16 protein-coding genes are annotated in these 18,459 nt (G+C 55.2%); 13 read left to right on the forward strand and 3 right to left on the reverse strand.

The genetic code is table 11. The features are described 5' to 3' along the window. Window positions 1-257 precede the first annotated feature (257 nt). From RTI28_RS07825 to RTI28_RS07870, 10 genes are all read left to right on the forward strand, one after another. The gene (locus RTI28_RS07825; RefSeq protein ID WP_316919924.1) at window positions 258-1,547 is read left to right on the forward strand and encodes a tyrosine-type recombinase/integrase; all 1,290 of its coding nucleotides are present in this window, start codon (window positions 258-260) and stop codon (window positions 1,545-1,547) included. A gap of 271 nt (window positions 1,548-1,818) precedes the next feature. After that, window positions 1,819-2,607, forward strand: a complete 789-nt coding sequence (locus tag RTI28_RS07830) for a hypothetical protein (RefSeq protein ID WP_316919925.1) — start codon at window positions 1,819-1,821, stop codon at window positions 2,605-2,607. A 69-nt stretch (window positions 2,608-2,676) separates the two neighbouring features. Continuing rightward, on the forward strand, window positions 2,677-2,937 hold the full coding sequence (locus RTI28_RS07835; RefSeq protein ID WP_316919926.1) for an AlpA family transcriptional regulator: 261 nt from the start codon (window positions 2,677-2,679) through the stop codon (window positions 2,935-2,937). After that, the gene (locus tag RTI28_RS07840; RefSeq protein ID WP_316919927.1) at window positions 2,934-3,266 is read left to right on the forward strand and encodes a hypothetical protein; all 333 of its coding nucleotides are present in this window, start codon (window positions 2,934-2,936) and stop codon (window positions 3,264-3,266) included. The genes RTI28_RS07835 and RTI28_RS07840 overlap by 4 nt, the downstream gene beginning before the upstream one ends. Window positions 3,267-3,645: 379 nt before the next feature. After that, window positions 3,646-3,810 (forward strand): hypothetical protein, encoded by a 165-nt coding sequence (locus RTI28_RS07845; protein ID WP_192441623.1) that lies wholly within the window; start codon window positions 3,646-3,648, stop codon window positions 3,808-3,810. After that, a complete protein-coding gene (locus RTI28_RS07850; protein ID WP_316919928.1) occupies window positions 3,807-4,094 on the forward strand; it encodes a hypothetical protein in 288 nt (95 codons plus the stop codon). Before RTI28_RS07845 ends, RTI28_RS07850 begins: the two co-directional genes overlap by 4 nt. Then, window positions 4,091-4,375, forward strand: a complete 285-nt coding sequence (locus tag RTI28_RS07855) for a DUF3077 domain-containing protein (RefSeq protein ID WP_316919929.1) — start codon at window positions 4,091-4,093, stop codon at window positions 4,373-4,375. Before RTI28_RS07850 ends, RTI28_RS07855 begins: the two co-directional genes overlap by 4 nt. Then, entirely contained in the window at window positions 4,372-7,266 is a 2,895-nt protein-coding gene (locus tag RTI28_RS07860) for a DUF927 domain-containing protein (protein WP_316919930.1), read from the forward strand. Before RTI28_RS07855 ends, RTI28_RS07860 begins: the two co-directional genes overlap by 4 nt. Before the next feature lie 89 nt (window positions 7,267-7,355). Continuing rightward, window positions 7,356-8,210, forward strand: coding sequence for a hypothetical protein (locus RTI28_RS07865; RefSeq protein ID WP_316919931.1), 855 nt, complete (start codon window positions 7,356-7,358; stop codon window positions 8,208-8,210). 327 nt (window positions 8,211-8,537) lie between these two features. Continuing rightward, window positions 8,538-10,307 (forward strand): retron Ec67 family RNA-directed DNA polymerase/endonuclease, encoded by a 1,770-nt coding sequence (locus RTI28_RS07870; protein ID WP_316919932.1) that lies wholly within the window; start codon window positions 8,538-8,540, stop codon window positions 10,305-10,307. A gap of 311 nt (window positions 10,308-10,618) precedes the next feature. On the opposite strand, the gene RTI28_RS07875 is transcribed toward RTI28_RS07870, so the two are convergent. Beyond that, complete coding sequence (locus RTI28_RS07875) at window positions 10,619-12,820, reverse strand: S8 family peptidase (RefSeq protein ID WP_316919933.1); 2,202 nt, start codon at window positions 12,818-12,820, stop codon at window positions 10,619-10,621. Continuing rightward, complete coding sequence (locus RTI28_RS07880; protein WP_316919934.1) at window positions 12,813-13,904, reverse strand: AAA family ATPase; 1,092 nt, start codon at window positions 13,902-13,904, stop codon at window positions 12,813-12,815. Before RTI28_RS07880 ends, RTI28_RS07875 begins: the two co-directional genes overlap by 8 nt. Window positions 13,905-15,358: 1,454 nt before the next feature. On the opposite strand from RTI28_RS07880, the gene selD reads away from it, so the two are divergent. Continuing rightward, the gene (gene selD / locus RTI28_RS07885; protein ID WP_316919935.1) at window positions 15,359-16,393 is read left to right on the forward strand and encodes a selenide, water dikinase SelD; all 1,035 of its coding nucleotides are present in this window, start codon (window positions 15,359-15,361) and stop codon (window positions 16,391-16,393) included. After that, the gene (gene mnmH / locus RTI28_RS07890) at window positions 16,393-17,484 is read left to right on the forward strand and encodes a tRNA 2-selenouridine(34) synthase MnmH (RefSeq protein ID WP_316919936.1); all 1,092 of its coding nucleotides are present in this window, start codon (window positions 16,393-16,395) and stop codon (window positions 17,482-17,484) included. Before selD ends, mnmH begins: the two co-directional genes overlap by 1 nt. 30 nt (window positions 17,485-17,514) lie before the next feature. On the opposite strand, the gene RTI28_RS07895 is transcribed toward mnmH, so the two are convergent. After that, complete coding sequence (locus tag RTI28_RS07895; protein ID WP_316919937.1) at window positions 17,515-17,928, reverse strand: helix-turn-helix domain-containing protein; 414 nt, start codon at window positions 17,926-17,928, stop codon at window positions 17,515-17,517. 96 nt (window positions 17,929-18,024) lie between these two features. On the opposite strand from RTI28_RS07895, the gene RTI28_RS07900 reads away from it, so the two are divergent. Further along, window positions 18,025-18,459: a hypothetical protein gene (locus RTI28_RS07900; RefSeq protein WP_316919938.1), complete on the forward strand. Its 435-nt coding sequence runs from the start codon at window positions 18,025-18,027 to the stop codon at window positions 18,457-18,459.

Here is an 18,459-nt window from a genome sequence, read left to right on the forward strand (position 1 = left end):
GCATAGGTCTGTAGAGGGTGGTAAAGATTGGTGATGCACCAGAGCATCTAACTCGTAACGCGAAGGTCGCAGGTTCGATTCCTGTCTCCGGCACCAGAGACCAGTTTCCAGAAGTCTATGACTGTCTACGAAACACCCCGCAGAGCCCGCATAGCGCGGGCTTTGTTGTTTATGCCTGTCTCGTTTTGTCTCTGGGCATCTACGCGATTTAGGGATATGGTTAGGGATATCTCGGTTCGACAAGGAAACGTATCCCTATGGCGCGCACAGTGGTGCCTCTCACCGATCCCAAATGTGATGCGGCCAAGCCTCGGGAGAAGGACTACAAGCTGTTCGATGGCAAAGGCCTCTACCTGCTGGTGAAGCCTTCAGGCGTCAAGACTTGGCGTATGAAGTACACCAAACCTGATGGCCGTGATGGTTTAGCAACGTTTGGCAACTATCCGGCGCTCGGCTTGAAGGCTGCCAGGGAGCGACGCGCTCAGGCGCTTGAGCTTCTTGCTGCTGGGAAAGACCCCATCGAGCAGGCGCGCTTGGACAAACAGGAAGCGGTAAACGCCCGGTCGAATACTTTCCGTTTGCTTGCACAGGAATGGCATGCGGCCTGCGCTCGTAAGTGGACACCTGGTCATGCCTCCACCGTTTGGCGACGCATTGAATCCCACCTGTTGCCCACTCTCGGTGATCGTCCGGTCGCGGAGCTGAAAACACGGGATCTGCTTGTTCCACTGAAAGCGGCAGAGAAGCGGGATACCTTGGATACGGCTGCACGCCTACGCCAGTACATGACGGGCATCCTCCGCATGGCGGTTCAGCATGGCCATCTGGATTTCAACCCTGCGATCGATCTGCAAGGCGCCACGGCTACCCGCAAAACAGCGCACCGGCCTGCTTTGCCATTCGAGCGCTTACCTGAGCTTCTCCAGCGGATAGATGCCGACAGCGGGCGCGGCCTGACCAAGCTCGCGGTGCAGCTGACCATGTTGGTATTCATCCGCTCCAGTGAGCTCCGCTTCGCTCGCTGGGGAGAGATAGACATGAGGAGGCTGATGTGGGAAATCCCTGGCGAAAGAGTGGCTATTGAGGGCGTGAAAAACTCCCATCGAGGCTCCAAGATGAGCACGCCACACCTGGTGCCGCTCAGCCGACAGGCTGTAGAGGTGCTGGAGAGAATTCGTAACCTCACTGGCCGTTTCGATCTGGTGTTTGCGGGTGACCACAATCACTGGAAGCCGATGAGCGAGAACACCGTGAACAAAGCCCTGCGGCGAATGGGGTATGACACCAAAGCAGAGGTATGCGGCCATGGTTTTCGGACAATGGCCTGTTCTGCACTGGTTGAGTCTGGACTTTGGAGTAAAGACGCGGTCGAGCGGCAAATGAGCCACCAAGAGAGAAACACGGTGCGTGCCGCCTACATCCACAAGGCTGAGCACTTACAAGAGCGGAGACTTATGGTGCAGTGGTGGGCCGACTACCTGGATGCTAATCGCAGGGATGCAATTACTCCCTACGATTTTGCCCATGGGAGGTCCCTCCATCCATGAAGCAGACTGAGATGATGGTGGAGGGCATGACAATGCTTGTCTCATCAAAAGCCGGTGTACGAGGTGTAACCCGTGTAACGGATCAGGCCAAAACGCTGAAATCATTGGGAATTAGGCACGTAACACCGACCAAAATAATTTCGTACATCCGGTGTAACCTCGCGGTCCCGTGTAACGCCAAAAGCCCCTCGCCCGCCTGCTGGCCTATGCGCATCCTCTCTCAGGTCAAAGCAAATCGCGGGTTCGGCGCAAACTGCCGGGGCGTGGGGGAATGTTGATGCAGGCTGACTCTTTGTCCATTGATGGGCTGGCCATCCATCCGACCCGGACCGAATCCAGCACCATCAGGGAGCATCTGAAGCGCCTTCCAATCTTCAGTGGTTACGCTTCAGAGGTTGATGCCGTACTGAACATCATGGAGCGCTGCCGCCACTGGCTCCCGGAGGAAATCGGCGCAGAGCTGAGCAATGCTGCACTGCAATACAATGACGCGATCTACCAGGTGATTTCTCACTACGGGGCCAGGCAACTTGTAGCCCAGTTCCGGAACTATACCGGGCTCGAAACGGCGACAGATGTGCAAGTTATTGCTGCTTTCGCGTTGGCAAATGCTATCCACGCTTTATGCGGCTTGGCCGAACACTTGATTACACAAGGTCAAGAGATACCCGCCCTTGAGTACTATCAGATGCACCTTTGCTGCATTGAGGACTATGTGCCAGGTGCTAGCGCCTGGCTGGAACCTGATGAAAACGCAGCATGCTGTGAGATAGGCGAGTTGGCCAACGCAGCGTCGAGGCATGCGGACACCAAAATCGACGGGGTGTTGAGTGGGATTGCTCGGCGCCGGGAAGGCTTGGAGAGCCGTGATCAATCCATAGAAGCGAAAGTGCTGGAACTCATCAACGCAGGAACAGCCATGCACAATCTGAACAGCAAGCTACGTGCCTGGCAGGAGCGCGAAACAGGGGCGTCGCTATCGAAGGTTCAGATGGGGGCAATTCTAAAGCGCATTCCCTGGCTGGGTTATGGCCCTCCCAGTTCACTAAGCAAAAAGTAAAGTGAACATTCACAGCTAGGTAGCCCCTGCATAGGCTCCGCCCTGTAAAACCAATACAGGGATACAGCTATGACACTCCAACCCGCACCGCTGGGCGGCTCTGCAATCGATCAGCCGGCCAGGCTCATTCGCATGAAAGAAGTTGTAGAGCTCGTGGGGCTTGCACGCCCAACGATCTACAAGCTGATGAGTCAACCTGAAAGCACCTTCCCTCAGCCTGTGAAACTCACTGACAGCACCGCCCGCGGCGCTCCCGTGGCTTGGGTTCTTTCTGAAGTTCAGGCCTGGACGCGCGCTCGTATCGCTGCGCGTGACAAGGTGGTCGCATGACGCCCATTTTCCTCCCTCACGCAGCGCTCGATGCAATCGACGAACTGGGTCAAAAGGCTCCAACACATGGGCGGCTGGCGCGCTTGCAAAAACTGCGGGACGAAGCGCTGGCCAAAGGGGCGCACGTTCTGCTGCTGATTTGGCCGACTCTCGATTGGGGGCTACTGGCTATCGAGACGCCTAGCGACGTGACGATTCGAGATGCGGCGCAGCTGGTTCCCAACGTGCTCGCCAATCCCGATGCACTAGGGCAGATGTATGAGAAGGCGCGGCAAGGCCGCAATCTCACCTGGCTCAAGCTTGAGCGCCGCCCGGTAGCCGCTCACTAACGAGAACGCCCCCGGCTGCAACCGAGGGCGTCTGAGGATATTCACTTTGCCCGCCTACTCTATGCCATGGCCCAGCCCCATGCAACCTGCCCGCACCTCTCAGCTTGCGCCTCGTCGGTTCACACGTTACTCTTCCCAGGTCGCTGCAAATTCAGCGACCGGGTTTGGCGACCCGACGAAATCAAGGCGCACAAGCGCCCCTATCACGAATGCAGGCGCTTTTTTTGTGCCCGCATTCCCGTGTTATGGCGGCTGTGCGTGGGAGACCTTCGGGTCTGCCGGGTTCCTTGATTCCCGGTTCGCCAACCTGCGCACAGCTGCCACCCTAAATCGTTTGGCGACGATCAGTGGCAGTTCCTCAAATCAAGGAGCTCCGCCCATGCACGCCCTCAATCCGTCTGCCCTCCAGAACCACATTGCTGCCCTGAAGGCCCGTGCCATTGCGGCACTGCACGCCGACTCGTCCCTCTCCGTCCGCTTGGCGCGTTACAACGCTGCGATGGCCCGTGCTCGCGCCCTGGAAGCGAACGGGGGTGCCCAATGACAAATCCAATACAGCACTTTTCTCAGCCAGAAGACCTGCTATGCATCACAGCAAATGCGCCGGCAGGCGTCCCGATTGATGCGCTCACCTGCGCTATTGAGCGAGCCCAAGCAGTGCTGTGCTTGCTTGAGGACCAATTCGAGGCGGATCAGAGCCAACGCTTGGCTAATCGTGTGATCCTCGGCGCCCTGTGGGACGTTCGCGGAACGCTGGAGCAGATTCGTACCCTGGTCGTGCATGCCGATGACTCGACCTTTCATGTCGCGGAAGGGGGCCGGAAATGAACGGGCACTTTCAGGTCAATACCGCAGGTGGGGTCACCTTCTCTAAGCACAACTCGTTGAATCAACCGCTCTTCAAAGTGTGCCCGGGTGTTTCCGGTGAGGAAGCATTGGAGCAGGCATCGGTGCTAATGAACTGCGTAAACAAACTGACCCAGCTGGCCGGCGTGAGCGAAGACAACAATGCACTGGTGTGGGCGGCACATTATCTGGGTGAGCAGGCTAAGGCCCTTGTCGATGATGTAACCACCGGGATTCAGATTGCCGAGGGTGGCCAAGCATGAGCAGAACCACACCTAACTCCCGTCATCCGACCTTTGCCCAGGTCAAAGCGGCCTCCCTAGCGGCGATTGATCGCGTGCTAGCCCACTGGCTTCCCAATGGCAAGCGGGTAGATGGTGGCAAGGAGTACACCGCCCCCAACCCAACAAGAACGGACAAGCGCTCCGGTTCGCTCAAGGTGAACCTGGCTAAAGCCACCTGGTGCGATTTCGCCACCGGCGACAAAGGCGGTGATCTGATCGACCTGGTGCGCTACCTTGATCGCGGCACCGATGTGGAAGCTTGCAATAAGCTGGCGGCTTTCCTCGGTGTCGAGGCAACGAATAGCACCAATGTCACACTACCCACTGGCCAGGCCAAAAAGCCAGAGTGGGTGCCTGTGTTGCCCATTCCTGAGCAGGCAATGCAGAAGGTGCTGCAAGCGCACCGGCAGCACGGTAAACCTTCCAAGGTTTGGATTTACCGTGACGCCAACGGTCAGCCACTTATGGTGCTGTACCGCTTTAACCTCGGGCCGGATGAGAGCGGCACGCCGCGTAAAGTCTTCGCGCCTCTCACCTGGTGTAAACACTCTGCTAACGGCTCGTTGGCCTGGCGCTGGCAGGGCTTATCGGAGCCACGCCCGCTCCTGCGCCTTGATGACCTGGCTAAGCGTCCTTTGGCACCAGTCGTAATGTGCGAGGGTGAAAAGGCCGCCGATGCCGCTGCCGAGCTACTACCCGAGCATGTTGCCACCTGCTGGCCTAACGGGACGAACTCTTGGCAGAAGGCTGATTTCGAGGCGCTAGTCGGGCGTGACGTACTACTGTGGCCAGATAACGACGCTCCAGGCTTGAAGTGCATGGATGCCTTGGCGGATCACCTGCGAAAGCTCGGAGCAGCCACGGTACGAACGGTAGCCTTGGCGGTGTTCGGGCAACTCCCAGGTAAGGACGGTGAGCGCCCCACTTTCGCCCTAGGCGGTGAGTGGGGCGAAGGTGACGATGCGGCGGATGCCCAATCCAAAGGCTGGACTGCTCAACACTTGGCAGAGCTGCAGCGCACCGGGGAGCTGTTCGCTCTCGCACCTGCCGCCACATCCACCCCCACTAAGCAGAGCAAGACCACCGGCCAGGCCAAGCCGCAACCTGAGAAGAAAACCGCCCCGGTCCCGAGCGGCTTCCGTGTCACCAAGGATGGGGTGTTCTATGCCGGTGAGGATGGCGAAGCACGCCCGGTTTGTTCACGGCTAGAGATATTGGCTCGCACCCGTGACGAAAAGGGCCACGGCTGGGGCCTGCTGGTGGAGTTTGATGACCCGGATGGGGCCAGCAAACGCCTCAACATTCCGGCCAGGGCGATGGCGGGTGACTTTGGCAAAGAGGTGCTTGCGCCACTGGTCGATATGGGGCTGCGCCTGGCGCCCGTGCGTACCGCTCGCAATTCGCGCAACGACCTGCAGAGCTACTTGCAAGGCTATGACGGCTCCGATCGCGCTCGCTTGGTCACTCGTCTGGGCTGGCATGGGGATGCTTACCTAGTGCCGGATCGGCAGATCGGTGCCAGCACTGAATACCTGCACTTCTACGAAGCCGGCGCCCAGCTCCCGCCCATTACCAAAGTTGGAACATTAGAGCAGTGGCAACAGCAAATCGGCACGTTGTGCGTGGGGAACAACCGTCTGACATTCGTCGTCTGCGTAGCTTTTGCTGGAGCGTTGCTGCATTTGCTTGGACATGAATCAGGCGGCTTCCACCTCTATGGCGATAGCTCCGGCGGGAAGACTACCCATTTACAGGTGGCCGCTTCGGTTTGGGGAGGGCCACGCCTGGTGCGTTCCTGGCGTTCTACAGATAACGCGCTGGAGAGTATCGCGGCGGCACACTCCGACGGCCTTTTGGTGCTTGATGAAATCGGGATGTGCGATCCACGAATCATCGGGGAAACGGTCTACATGCTTGGCAACGGCACAGGCAAAGCCCGGGCAAATGACCGTGGGATGAGCGGGCGACAAGTACAAGAATGGCGATTGCTGTTCCTTTCCACGGGAGAAAAGACCCTCGCGCAGCACATGGCCGAAGCAAACAAGGATTTGAAAGCGGGTATGGAAGTACGGCTATTAGCCGTGCCGGCTGATGCCGGAAAAGGACTGGGGTTGTTCGAGGAGCTGCATGGTTTTGAGGATGCCGCTGCGCTTTCGGATGCGCTGAAAGCCCGTGTGTCCAAGTCCTACGGATCACCTGCCTTGGCATTCCTGTCGGCTCTGTGCGACCCGGTCAAACTACGCGCCTACACAGCCATGGTCCGCAGCACAGTGGAGCGCTTCACCGCAGAAGCACTACCGATCAATGCGAGCGGACAGGCTCAGCGTGCTGCTACTCGCTTCGGATTGGCAGCAGCTGCTGGAGAGCTGGCCACCGCCCTGGGCGTTACTGGATGGCCGGATGGATTGGCTCTCGACTCCGCCCGCGTATGCCTTAAGGCTTGGTTGGCTGAGCGAGGCGGCTCCGGGAATATGGAAGGAGATGCAGTTCTTGCCCGCCTCCGCCAAGTGATCGAGAGGTTCGGAGAAAGCCGCTTTACGCGCTGGGAATCTGCTGCTGCCAAGGTCGATGAACATGGTCCGCGCACCCTTGATCGACTCGGCTTTCGCAAGTCGATGGAGCACGGCATGGGTGACACGGCGCACACGACGACGACCTATTACGTACTTCCCGAAGCTTGGCGCTCCGAAATCTTTCGCGGCATGAACCTCAATGCAGTGAACAAAGAGCTCTTGCGGCGCCAAGTACTGGAGCCCGGCAAAGATGGCAAGGCATCCGCCTCCGTGCGCCTGCCCGGCCTTGGACTACAGCGCTGCTACGTTGTCGTGATGATCCCTGAAACGGCTGAGAACGAAGCGCAGGCCGCTTGACTTCCCACCGCTAATCCATGAGGTCGCGATGGCAGCGAGCGGTCTTGCCAGCCCCGGTGATAACACATTCCCATTTTTAGGTATCCATCATGAATGAATTGAAAAAAAAGCGAGATGAGTTGATTGCTGAGCGTGATGCTCTTGAGGCCAGTATCCCGGCTCAACAGGCAGCTTGGCGAAACATGCCGAGTGCTTGGCACAACGGAAATTGTATAGGTAGCTCCGAAGCAACAGCGGCGATGGAAAAGATTTCCGATGATGAAAGTCGCGTGCGTAGCATTTCTGCGGAGCTGGAGAATCTCGACAACGAGATAAACTATCGTGAACGCCTGAAAAATGCCGAGCAAACCAAGACACAAGCTCGCCAGCTGATATCTGATTCAGCTAGCGCGGTTTCGATATTAGAGGGGAAACGCGCACTTCTGTTTGGGCGCATCCAAGCAATTCAGAAAGATATGGAATTGTCGCTTGAAGCAGCTCGACAGGCCGAGCTGGACGCGGCAAATCTCTACGCACGAAGTATTGCAGCTGGTGACAGCAAGGGTGAAAAGGCTGCAAGCAGCGAGATGCAGAAAGCAAGTAACCAGCTTGTTGAGGCAGATGAGCACGCAAGACGCCAAGAGCTGCTGACGACTGCTTTGCAGGCAGAGGTTGACTCCCTCGACACCCAGCTAGCCCATGCTCAGAAACAAGGGCGCGACGCGCAGAACGCGGCTTTGGCTGCAGCGGAGATAGCTCTCGGGGATCAGTGGAATAACTTGGCTGAGCAGCTCCTAGCAGTGGGTGCTCGGATCTTGGCCGCAAATCGTCATCGAGGCGGTGTTGGAATGGTGTTATCAAGGTTATCGATTCCAGGTTTCGGACCTTCAGCCATAGAGCTCCAGCGAGACGATGTTTTAGACCTATCTAAAGGCGTCACCCTGGCAGACCTGCTGGAAGCGTAACCCCGAAACAGCCCGCGGATGCGGGCTGTTTGCTGTTCCACTAGTGTCGACTTTTCAAGTGTTGACTTGGTCAAGGGCGTTAAATTGAGAATACCGGAACCCTCCTTTAGCTTCGTAGGAGGCAAGCAGCTAATCGGTATTGCTATCGGATCCAATTTTTTGCTAGCCTCGCCTTTGGCTTACGGGCAGATTTTGGGTCGCGTATCGCGATCAGTGAAAAAATGGTCCGAATGGATTGCCCTTGGTGAAGACTCGTCGATTCTCTACGGTCCTTGCAGTGCCTAGGAGTGCCCGTAAGCCGTCTAACTTTCTGAACATTAGTGCGCAATGATAAAAATAAGTGCTCTACGTGCGATAAAAACTAAACCAGAGCTCGCATTGCTCATGGGGATTAATGCATCGCACCTTACTAATGTTCTGTACAGGATGAAGCTTGAAAATCAGTATAAGAGTTTCACCATAGCAAAAAAAAGTGGCGGCGTTCGTACTATACATGCTCCGTCAAATGAGCTTAAACCTATACAGGCAGCTTTGTCCCTCCTGCTCCAAGACTGCATTCAAGAAATTAATAAGTCTAAGGGGGGTGGCTTCAGGTCGACATTATCTCATGGGTTTGTTCGAGAACGATCGATTCTAACAAATGCGGTGATGCATTTAAGTCAAAAGAATGTATTGAACATTGATCTGAAAGATTTTTTTGAAAGTTTTAATTTCGGCCGTGTGCGAGGCTTTTTTATTGCGAACAAAAACTTTCAGTTAAATCCAGCGGTCGCCACTGTAATTGCGCAAATCGCCTGCTATGACAATAAGCTGCCCCAAGGTAGTCCGTGCTCTCCTGTTATAACAAATTTGATCACGCACTCTCTTGATGTCAGGTTGGCCTCTCTGGCCAAAGCAAATTCTTGTACATATAGCAGGTATGCCGACGATATAACAATTTCGACTAGAAAAAAAGATTTTCCCCCCAGCTTGATGGCCGAGGGTAAAAGCGGCTATGTTCCTGGTAAAAGGCTGCAATCTGAAATTAAACGAGCTGGATTTGAGATCAATAGTTCAAAGACGCGGATTCAATATAAGGATTCACGTCAGGATGTAACTGGGCTAATCGTCAACAAAAAGCCAGCAGTTAAGAGTGAGTACTGGCGAACTGTCAGGTCTCAGTGCCATTCGCTGTTTCAGACTGGAGCTTTTACGGAGAATGCGTCAGCTGCTCCCGAGGAAGGTAATATTTATGTACTCGAGGGGCGTTTGAATTTTATTGACCAAATTGATTTGTTCAATCGAAAGAGAAGTAAGCCAGCGTTGGCTCTGGATCATGAATCCTTACAGAAAAAAATTAATACTCGAAGGCTGCTGAATGGTCGCGAGCTCACGTTTAGTAGATTCTTGTACTACAAGCTATTTTACGGCAACGCTAAGCCAACTATTATTTGCGAAGGGAAAACCGACAATATATATCTTAAGTCAGCTATAAGTCGGTTGGCAGGCGGTTATCCTAAACTGGTCAAACCGAAGAGCGGGAATGATCCATACGAGCTCCTCGTACGATTCGTGAATTATACTGAGCGCACTAGGTTTTTGCTTGAGCTGGCGGGTGGTACTCCTTATTTGAAGGAGTTTATTTTAGGATTTGATGAGCATTTTAAGTACTATAAGGCCCCGGTTCCGTCGCAGCCGGTTATTATTGTTCTTGATAATGACGATGGGTTCGGAAGGATTGAAGGGGTTTTGAGAAGTAAAAAGTACAGCCCTGTTATTTTTCCTTCAACGATACCGGCCAATGATTTTAGGAAAGCAGATTTCATCCATGTAATCCATAATTTATATATTGTATTGACGCCGCTGGGCGCGAAAGATAAGCATACTTCAATCGAAGATCTCTTTCCGCAAGCTGTCAGGGATGTAAGGTTGGGTGGAAAAAAATTCAATAAAGAAAATGATATCGATGTTGCTACCGAATATGGTAAAGAATTCTTTGCGAGCAAGGTTGTTGTGCCGAACAGAAACACTATAGATTTTTCAGGCTTCAATATTATCTTGGCGAGGGTAGTGCAGTGCATGGAGCATTTCACGACCATTACTCTCACGAAGTCATAATTGGCTTGCTAGCTGTATAGGGGGGTCGTCGCTGACCGCCTTAAAATTTCTGAGATTTGGCTAAAAAATCAATGGAGCTTGAGCCGCTACGGTTTGGTTTTGAGCCGGATTTGGTATCCAAAGCTGTTATCGATTTGTACCTATAGATACCAAGTGGCCGCAATTGTCCAGAGTGGCCAAAGCGGAGAAAAGTAGTCGGCGAGAGCTGCCGTCCAGGCATACCTAAATCCGAATCGACTTATTGACAGCGATATACAATTCATAAATAGTCCAGACCAGAGCCCTCACCTCGAGGGCTCTAATTTTGGCTATTACGTTGTAATCGTGGTTTCCACCGTGACCTCTACAGGTTGAAGAATCTGATACTTTTGCCTGATTAAGTTGTAGATGTCCGGTATCTCGTCAACTTGCACACTTACAATTAGTGCGTAATTGACGTCTGGTGCCGAGCTTGGTGATACGCCACGGCTACTCTCACGAGCGTGGTATTCGATGTCGAAGACCGGGCCAACCAGAGAGTCCTCACCGTCAAAGCTTCTGTCGCGGTGCAAACAGGTTTCCCACTTATGTGCATCATCTCGATACTGCCTTTCAGTCATCTTGTACTGAGAGCCGCGACCAAAAAAGTCTTTACTAGTCTCGATGTCGGCACCGGCCTTCGGGCGGAATACCACGCCCATTCCAGAGCGTGTGTAATTGATGGTGTGCTCTGGATCGGTATGCGCTTGGATGCAAAATGTAGCTTTGATCTTTGCTTTGCCTGTGATTGGAATATCGGGAAAGGGAATAGGGCAGCGGAGATATTGGCCCTTTTCCAGCTGCCCTTGGAAGATTATTGTTGCGCTGCCATCCTCGCATTCAAGAAGTGTGAGGGGATTCTCTTGGAATCGCCCCCAGCCTATTTCGTTGCGGCTGATCCTGCGTTTGTATTCGGCATGATGAACAAGTAGGGCCTTCAGAGCGATTGCGGTCATCTCATAGGATGTTGAGCAGGCAACCCCCGCTGCCGTCCTCAGAGTCAGCGGCGCAGAGTAACTAGTCCCCTGAACGCCCACCGTACTTCCGAGAAGAGGGTTGAATACCTTAAAGGGTTCTGAGGTAGAGCCACCAAAAGCAATTCCGTCGGGCTTTACATAGCCTGGGCTTCTTCCTGGTCCAATACAGCTGTACTCAGCTCGTTTCCATTTTGTGCAGCTGGTATCTGCCGCTCCGATCGCTAGCGCGTTCACCATGTCCCCTGGGGGCTGAATTCTGTTGGCTCCGTCCACATCGCCATCATTGCCAACCGCGACAGTGGCCAGAATGCCATGGCGCGAGCAAACTTGGTCAAGTGTTGCTGTCCAGGCATGTACCTCTTCATCATTAATCGGCATTCGAGGGCCAAGACTCAGGTTGGCGAATTTGTATTCACCGGAGTCCAGTGCATCCCGAATCTTAATCAGTACGTCGAAAAGGTCAGGGTCTCTGCCTGAAATGGGCGAAAGCACGCGGTAGTGATGCACATTCATGTAGGGGCGCTTGAGTTCGTCGGTTTCAGAAGCAAGTCTGCCAAACAGGAATGTCGACGTGACTTCGTTGCCATGCATTAGCAACTGCCCATTAGTCTCGTCTGTATCTTCGTAGTAGTACTCAGTCGCCCATCCGGAGAGATCGCTTGTGCCTAGGCCGCCATCGAAAATTGCTGCTGTTTTGTCTGGGGCGATAGCAGCCAGGCTGGGCAGTGTCGTGCTGAAGTTGGCCAGTGTAGAGCGAGCCATTGTTGGATGCGCAATTCGAAGCTCCGGCATAGGCCTAGCTACGCGCAGGAATGTATGACTTGCAATTGAGATCATTGCCTTCGAGGATGCATAGACAGGAATGAAGGTGAGTCCTCCAACCTTGATTCTCCGCTTGAGGTCGGCTTTGCCTGAGTGAGCTCTTACAAATTCGGCGAAAGAGGCAACGATATCTTCTTCATCTGATCCGGCATGCAGAGCGACCTCAAAGGCATGTTCCTCGCTATCCTGCGGAAGCTGACCTCTTATTTTACTTTCGTTGTTGATCCACCGGATTGACTCGATTTCCTTAAGCTCTTTCTCCAGCGAGCTGGGTATGGAGCTCGCCTCGAGCAGGCTACGCAGATTGGCGACGGCGCTTTCAGTGCCGGCAATGAATAGGGTTGCAGTGGCCTGGATTTTTCCAGCGTCGCGACTATCTGTGACCTGCCTTGGAATAATCGATGTTTCTTTGCTCCCGACGTCGCGTAGCCCAGCTTTTTTGAGGATGCTTTTGGGAAAATACGACCTCCCTAAAAAAGCTGGATGAAGAGTTAACTCAAACACTCCCTCGCCACGCGGCTTGGCCGCTTTAGGGAGGGCAGAAAGAGAGTGCTGAACCTGCTCAAGAGAGGAAGAGATCTCGGCACGGACCTCCTCAATGGTGTAAGGAAACTTCTTAGGTCCGGAACCACGCTTGATCGCTTGGGCCGTTGTCAGTGCTTCGCCCTTCCCTAGAAGCAGGTTCCGTTCAGACATTGGTACTCTCCTTGAATTCTTTTAAGACTTTACCGACCGTGGGATGGGATACATTCAGCTCGCCAGCAATTTTTCGCTGAGATAAACCTTGCAAAGATAATTGGATAATCCTCATATCCCTGGTGTTGTGGGCCGATTCGCTCGAGGCAAGGGCTTTGAGCGAGATATCAATGATGGTGTCATTGAGTGATCGCTGATCCAGAATTGCCCTTTTTTTGGCGGTAAGAACAATTCTATTTATGTCTGAAAATGAGTTGCCCAGCAAATGAGCAGCTAACTGTTTAGCGATCTTTGGAGACACCTTTGCGTCAGTTAGAATCCCCTCAATGAGTTGGATCGGAGGATTCTCAAAGCGAAGCGTTGCTTCAAACCTTCGCCACGCTGCTGGGTCTAGCATGTCTGGATGGTTTGTCGCAGCAATCAGTACAGATGTTGAGGGCCACTCATCAATGGCTTGCAGCAAAACATTGACGAGCCGTTTGAGCTCACCAACATCTTTATCGTCGTCGCGCCTTTTGGCAATCGCGTCGAATTCATCCAAAAACAGAATGCAGGGGATGCTCTTGGCGTGTTCGATCACCGCTTTGATATTCGTCCCTGTCTTGCCCAGCAGGCTCGACATCACTGAGGCAAGGTCCAGCGTGTAAATGGGAAGCTCAAGCTTGCTGGCTATCCAATGCGCCGCCAGCGTTTTACCCACTCCCGGCGGGCCAGTGAAAATCATAGAGCGTATAGGTTCAAGTCCCGCAGTTAGAAGTTCTTTGTAGCTTTTTCGCTCTTGAATGATTTCTAGCAGTTGTTGTTCGAGGAAGCTTTCCCACTTGGGCTCGAACCCCAGCAGAACGTCTGCGCTTTCTTTCAAAAGGCTACGGCGAGAGTCCGAATCCACTGGTGCTGCTATGCGAGGTCCACCTCGCGTTCCACTGTCGGTGGCGAGGAGCTCGGCTAGGCGATAAGCAAGGTCTGGCTGCGTCTTCTTAAGCTTGCTCGCGATTTGGCGCCCTATGAGAGCGAAGGCCGCCGCGTTGCCTCGCACTCCTTGCTGGTAAAGAGATTCAAGGTCTTTCTCGGCTATGGTTACCACGATACCCCCGTTAATGCTGCGTATTTACACTGTGGTAAGTTTTCTGGCTTAAAAATTACCACAATTTTACCGTTTTCTCCATTTCTCACTTCGGAAATTCGGGCGACATGGGTCGAGACGGCGCCGCTCAGCGCCGGCGGCCTGCATCAGCAGCACTCAGTTCGAGGAATTGTCATCCGGGCTTGATGTCGATGCTGGGGAGGTGGCAAGTGGTGGCGATTGGCGATTGGCGATTGGCGATTGGCGATTGGCGCTCGGCGCCAGGTGCACAGGCCAACACACACCTTGACCCTCGCCTATGCTTGGGGGCCAATCTGCCATCGCAATCCTCACTCGATGCCTTTACGACTCGAGGCACACAGGCCATTAATTTGATTGGTACTTAATCGCAAGTGGTCTGTCTTGCTGTCGAATGAAACTTATCTAGCTGATAGGTGATCTCTCTGCGGCAGGGCACGAGTCCGCACATCCACCTGCAAGACATGCGTGGCCAGCACCCACGTTGTCTGCGTAGCCATAGTTACACTGAATCATTTGTTACACCTCAACAGCAAAGAAATGAAATTGACGTGTACGTTTGAATAATCCTTTAAAATCAATATGTTGAGACTTTGTGTTACACGTATTACACCTGTTACACCGCTTTCTTTGGCAGCAGCTTACTAATGGCCCCATGCCCCCTGTTCAAGTGTGCCTCCAGCGGCAGGTGTAGCCCCAGACCTCCCGTTTGGAAGACGCCGGGGACCCTGAGAGATGAGGCCAGATACGGGGCAGGAAACCCGCGCTTTCTTGTTAGCGGGAGCGTTCACAGCTTAGTGAACTGCTTCACTGGGTGAACCCACCCAAATGATTGGTTAACCCTCGAATTATCTTGCCAACTGCAAGAATGAAGCTTCGCTTGCAGTCAGCTCATTGATCCCAGAAGGAGTGTTGCGGTGCATTAACCGCCAAGGGCTCGGGCCGCCTCAATGCCACGTGGGGTTAGCAGTCCGGCATACTCCCTACGAGGCCTGATGTTACCGGCCTGCATCCTCGTGATTCGGTAGCATCCGTAACCTTTCGCCCACAGTTGCTCAAAAATTTCCGCATTGGACTCGATGAATGTCCTCTCGAGTTCCTGGCCTTCCTCATGCATCTTCAGCAGTGTGCGTAGCATGGTGTTGAGATTTTGGGGCGTGGTAGTCATATGGCAGTGCTCTGGGTTGGGTTCAGCTAATCCTAGACGCTCTCCCGGCTTCGACTCCGTAGAGGTGACTTTTGCTTTAGGGATACGTTTAGGGATACGTCTGCGTGCACTTAGCCGGACTCTCCTTTAAATACAGGTCATATCACCCGCTGTTTGATTCCTGTCTCCGCACCAGAAAAACCAAGGCTTGCAGCAATGCAGGCCTTTTTCGTTTCTGGGGCGGGCTAGCATGGGGCTAGCCGACTCCCGAATCATCGAGAATATGGCCATGAGTGATCCGATCCGTCTGACCCAGTACAGCCACGGCGCCGGCTGCGGCTGCAAGATTTCCCCCAAGGTCCTGGAAGTGATTCTGGCGGGCAGTGGTGCGCAGAATCTCGATCCGAACCTGTGGGTGGGCAATGCCTCGCGAGATGACGCGGCGGTTTACGCCCTGGACGAACAGCGCGGTGTCGTCTCGACCACGGACTTCTTCATGCCCATCGTCGACGACCCCTTCGATTTCGGCCGGATCGCCGCCACCAATGCGATCAGCGACATCTATGCCATGGGCGGCGATCCGCTGATGGCAATCGCCATCCTCGGCTGGCCGGTCAATCTGCTGCCGCCGGAGGTCGCCCGCGAGGTCATTCGCGGCGGCCGTGCGGTCTGTGACGCTGCGGGCATTCCGTTGGCCGGCGGCCACTCCATCGATGCGCCGGAACCGATCTTCGGCCTGGCGGTGACTGGCGTGGTGGACAAGCAGAACATGAAGCGCAACGACACCGCCCGGGTAGGCAACCGCCTCTATCTGACCAAACCATTGGGAATCGGCATTCTGACCACCGCCGAAAAAAAGTCCCGGTTGCGCGCCGAAGATGTTGGCCTGGCACGGGACTGGATGTGCACGTTGAACAAGCCGGGCAGCCGCTTCGGCAAGTTGCTCGGCGTGACCGCGATGACCGACGTCACCGGCTTCGGTCTGCTCGGGCACCTGGTGGAAATGGCCGATGGTGCCGGTCTGAGCGCACGTATCGACTATGCGGCCGTCCCACGTCTGCCGGGCGTCGATCACTACCTGTCCGAGGGCTGCGTGCCCGGAGGAACCCTGCGCAACTTCGACAGCTACGGCGACCGTATTGCTGCCATCAGCGACGCCCAGCGCGACTTGCTTTGCGATCCCCAGACCAGTGGTGGCCTGCTGGTGGCCGTGAGCGAAGCCGGTGAAGACGAGTTCCTTGCCGTCGCCAGCGAGCTTGGCCTGCGCCTGGTACCCATCGGTGTGCTGGTGGAACGACAGCGTCACGCCGTCGAGGTGTTCTGATGCGTGAAGATATTCGGGATTTTCGCCAGTTGTTCCTGCGCGACGCGCCGATGATGGATACCCGTGCCCCGGTGGAGTTCGCCAAGGGCGCGTTTCCGGGCACCGTCAACCTGCCACTGATGACCGACCCTGAGCGGCAGAGGGTCGGCACCTGCTACAAGCGCGAGGGGCAGGATGCGGCGATCCGTCTGGGGCACCAACTGGTCTGCGGCGAGATCAAGGAGCAGCGTGTTGCGGCGTGGGCGGCCTTCGCGCGCGCCAACCCGGATGGCTATCTGTACTGCTTCCGCGGCGGCTTGCGTTCGCAGATCGTCCAGCAATGGCTGCGTGACGCCGGGATCGACTACCCCCGGGTGGTAGGCGGCTACAAGGCCATGCGCAGCTTTCTGCTGGAGACCCTGCAGCAGGCGGTAGCGCACTGCGAATTCACCGTCGTGGGCGGCATGACGGGGACGGGAAAGACCGAGGTGCTGGCGGGATTGCCCAACGCCCTGGATCTGGAAGGGCATGCCAATCACCGAGGATCGAGTTTCGGCAAGCGTGCGACCGGCCAGCCGGCGCAGATCGACTTCGAGAATCGCCTGGCCATCGACATCCTCAAGAAGCGCGATGCCGGCATCGAGCGCTTCGTGCTGGAGGACGAAGGCCGGGTGGTCGGCAGTTGCAACATTCCCCTCGAGTTGTACCAGGGCATGCAGCGTTACCCGCTGGTGTGGCTGGAAGACAGCTTCGAAAACCGTGTGGAGCGTATCCTGCGCGACTATGTGGTGGATCTGTGCGCCGAGTTCGTTGCTGTGCACGGCGACGAGAACGGTTTTCCGCATTTTGCCGAGCGGTTGCTGCAAAGCCTGGATAACATCTACAAGCGCCTGGGCGGCGAACGGCATCAGCGTCTGCGTGCGCTGATGCTGGCGGCCCTGGATGAACAGCGCGACAGCGGAGCGGTCGATGCCCATCGGGCATGGATCGAGGGGCTGCTGGGCGAGTACTACGACCCCATGTATGCCTACCAACGAGAAGCCAAGGCCGGGCGTATCCGGTTCATTGGGGATAGCAAGGCGGTCAGCGAGTACCTGGGGCAATTCGTTTGATCAAGATGCTCCATCGAGCCTGGGCCGGGCTCATGGCTGGTCATGCCGGGTCAGTGATTCGATGATCCGGCATTCATCGATCATGCCCCCCTGACAACAGCCGAGCAGGCGCTGCAACTCGGTCTCCAGCGCTTGCAGATCGCGAATTCGCCCTCTCACCTGGTCCAGCTGTTGAGCGACCTTGGCATCCACGGATGCACAGGAGGCTTCACGGTGATCGGCGAACCCCAACAATTCGCGAATATCGTCGAGACTGAAGCCCAAACCTCTGCTGCGGCGTACGAACAACAACCTGTCGCGCTCGACATCATCGTAGATCCGATAGCCTGCTGCCGTTCGCTTGCTGGGCGGCAGCAATCCGAGCTGCTCGTAGTAACGGATGGTGACCGCCTTGGTCTGTGTCGCCTTGGCCAGTTCGCCAATGGTCAGTGTGGTATCGCTCATGAGGCTTGACCTTATAGTCGCTATAACCCCGAGTCTACGCGAAACGGTTTTTTCGAGTGAGTGTGATGAGCGGATATCGAGGAGGGCATTGAGCCCATGCGCAAGCCAGGCCTGCTGATTGTCGCCGCATGGTTGCTTGCACTGGGGCTGAATGGAATGGCATGGGGGCAGGAGCTGTTCGCCGTCTCTTCTCCTGGAATGGTGTGCATCGTCCAGTTGATGCTGCTGCCGGCTCTGCTGCTGCTGTTGACTCGAACCGTGTCCCGGCGAGCATCGGATTCGATGCGCAGCGGTATTGCGCTGGCGGCCATCGGCGTTGTCCTGGCGATTCTCGATCTGCTGGCCTATCTCCATCAGCCTTGGCACCAGGGGCCAACAGTCCTGGGGCTGCACTGGGCGCGCAGCGCGGGAGAGGTTATCGGGGCGATTCCGACAGCATTGGTGAGCGCGTTGTTTTTCGTCTGCCTTCTAAACTGCCTGCTGCAGGGATTCTGGAACGAGATGGATCATCGAGGCGACATTTCCTCTTGA

Origin of the sequence: Pseudomonas sp. zfem002 (assembly GCF_032621685.1) — a bacterium.
Classification (GTDB): domain Bacteria; phylum Pseudomonadota; class Gammaproteobacteria; order Pseudomonadales; family Pseudomonadaceae; genus Aquipseudomonas; species Aquipseudomonas japonica.

Coding starts and splice junctions, on each gene's coding strand:
- RTI28_RS07825 (WP_316919924.1), top strand. CDS start 258: ATGGCGCGCACAGTGGTGCCTCTCACCGATCCCAAATGTGATGCGGCC.
- RTI28_RS07835 (WP_316919926.1), top strand. CDS start 2,677: ATGACACTCCAACCCGCACCGCTGGGCGGCTCTGCAATCGATCAGCCG.
- RTI28_RS07900 (WP_316919938.1), top strand. CDS start 18,025: ATGCGCAAGCCAGGCCTGCTGATTGTCGCCGCATGGTTGCTTGCACTG.
- selD (WP_316919935.1), top strand. CDS start 15,359: ATGAGTGATCCGATCCGTCTGACCCAGTACAGCCACGGCGCCGGCTGC.
- RTI28_RS07865 (WP_316919931.1), top strand. CDS start 7,356: ATGAATGAATTGAAAAAAAAGCGAGATGAGTTGATTGCTGAGCGTGAT.
- RTI28_RS07855 (WP_316919929.1), top strand. CDS start 4,091: ATGAACGGGCACTTTCAGGTCAATACCGCAGGTGGGGTCACCTTCTCT.
- RTI28_RS07830 (WP_316919925.1), top strand. CDS start 1,819: ATGTTGATGCAGGCTGACTCTTTGTCCATTGATGGGCTGGCCATCCAT.
- RTI28_RS07895 (WP_316919937.1), bottom strand. CDS start 17,928: ATGAGCGATACCACACTGACCATTGGCGAACTGGCCAAGGCGACACAG.
- RTI28_RS07840 (WP_316919927.1), top strand. CDS start 2,934: ATGACGCCCATTTTCCTCCCTCACGCAGCGCTCGATGCAATCGACGAA.
- RTI28_RS07850 (WP_316919928.1), top strand. CDS start 3,807: ATGACAAATCCAATACAGCACTTTTCTCAGCCAGAAGACCTGCTATGC.
- RTI28_RS07870 (WP_316919932.1), top strand. CDS start 8,538: ATGATAAAAATAAGTGCTCTACGTGCGATAAAAACTAAACCAGAGCTC.
- RTI28_RS07860 (WP_316919930.1), top strand. CDS start 4,372: ATGAGCAGAACCACACCTAACTCCCGTCATCCGACCTTTGCCCAGGTC.
- RTI28_RS07875 (WP_316919933.1), bottom strand. CDS start 12,820: ATGTCTGAACGGAACCTGCTTCTAGGGAAGGGCGAAGCACTGACAACG.
- RTI28_RS07845 (WP_192441623.1), top strand. CDS start 3,646: ATGCACGCCCTCAATCCGTCTGCCCTCCAGAACCACATTGCTGCCCTG.
- mnmH (WP_316919936.1), top strand. CDS start 16,393: ATGCGTGAAGATATTCGGGATTTTCGCCAGTTGTTCCTGCGCGACGCG.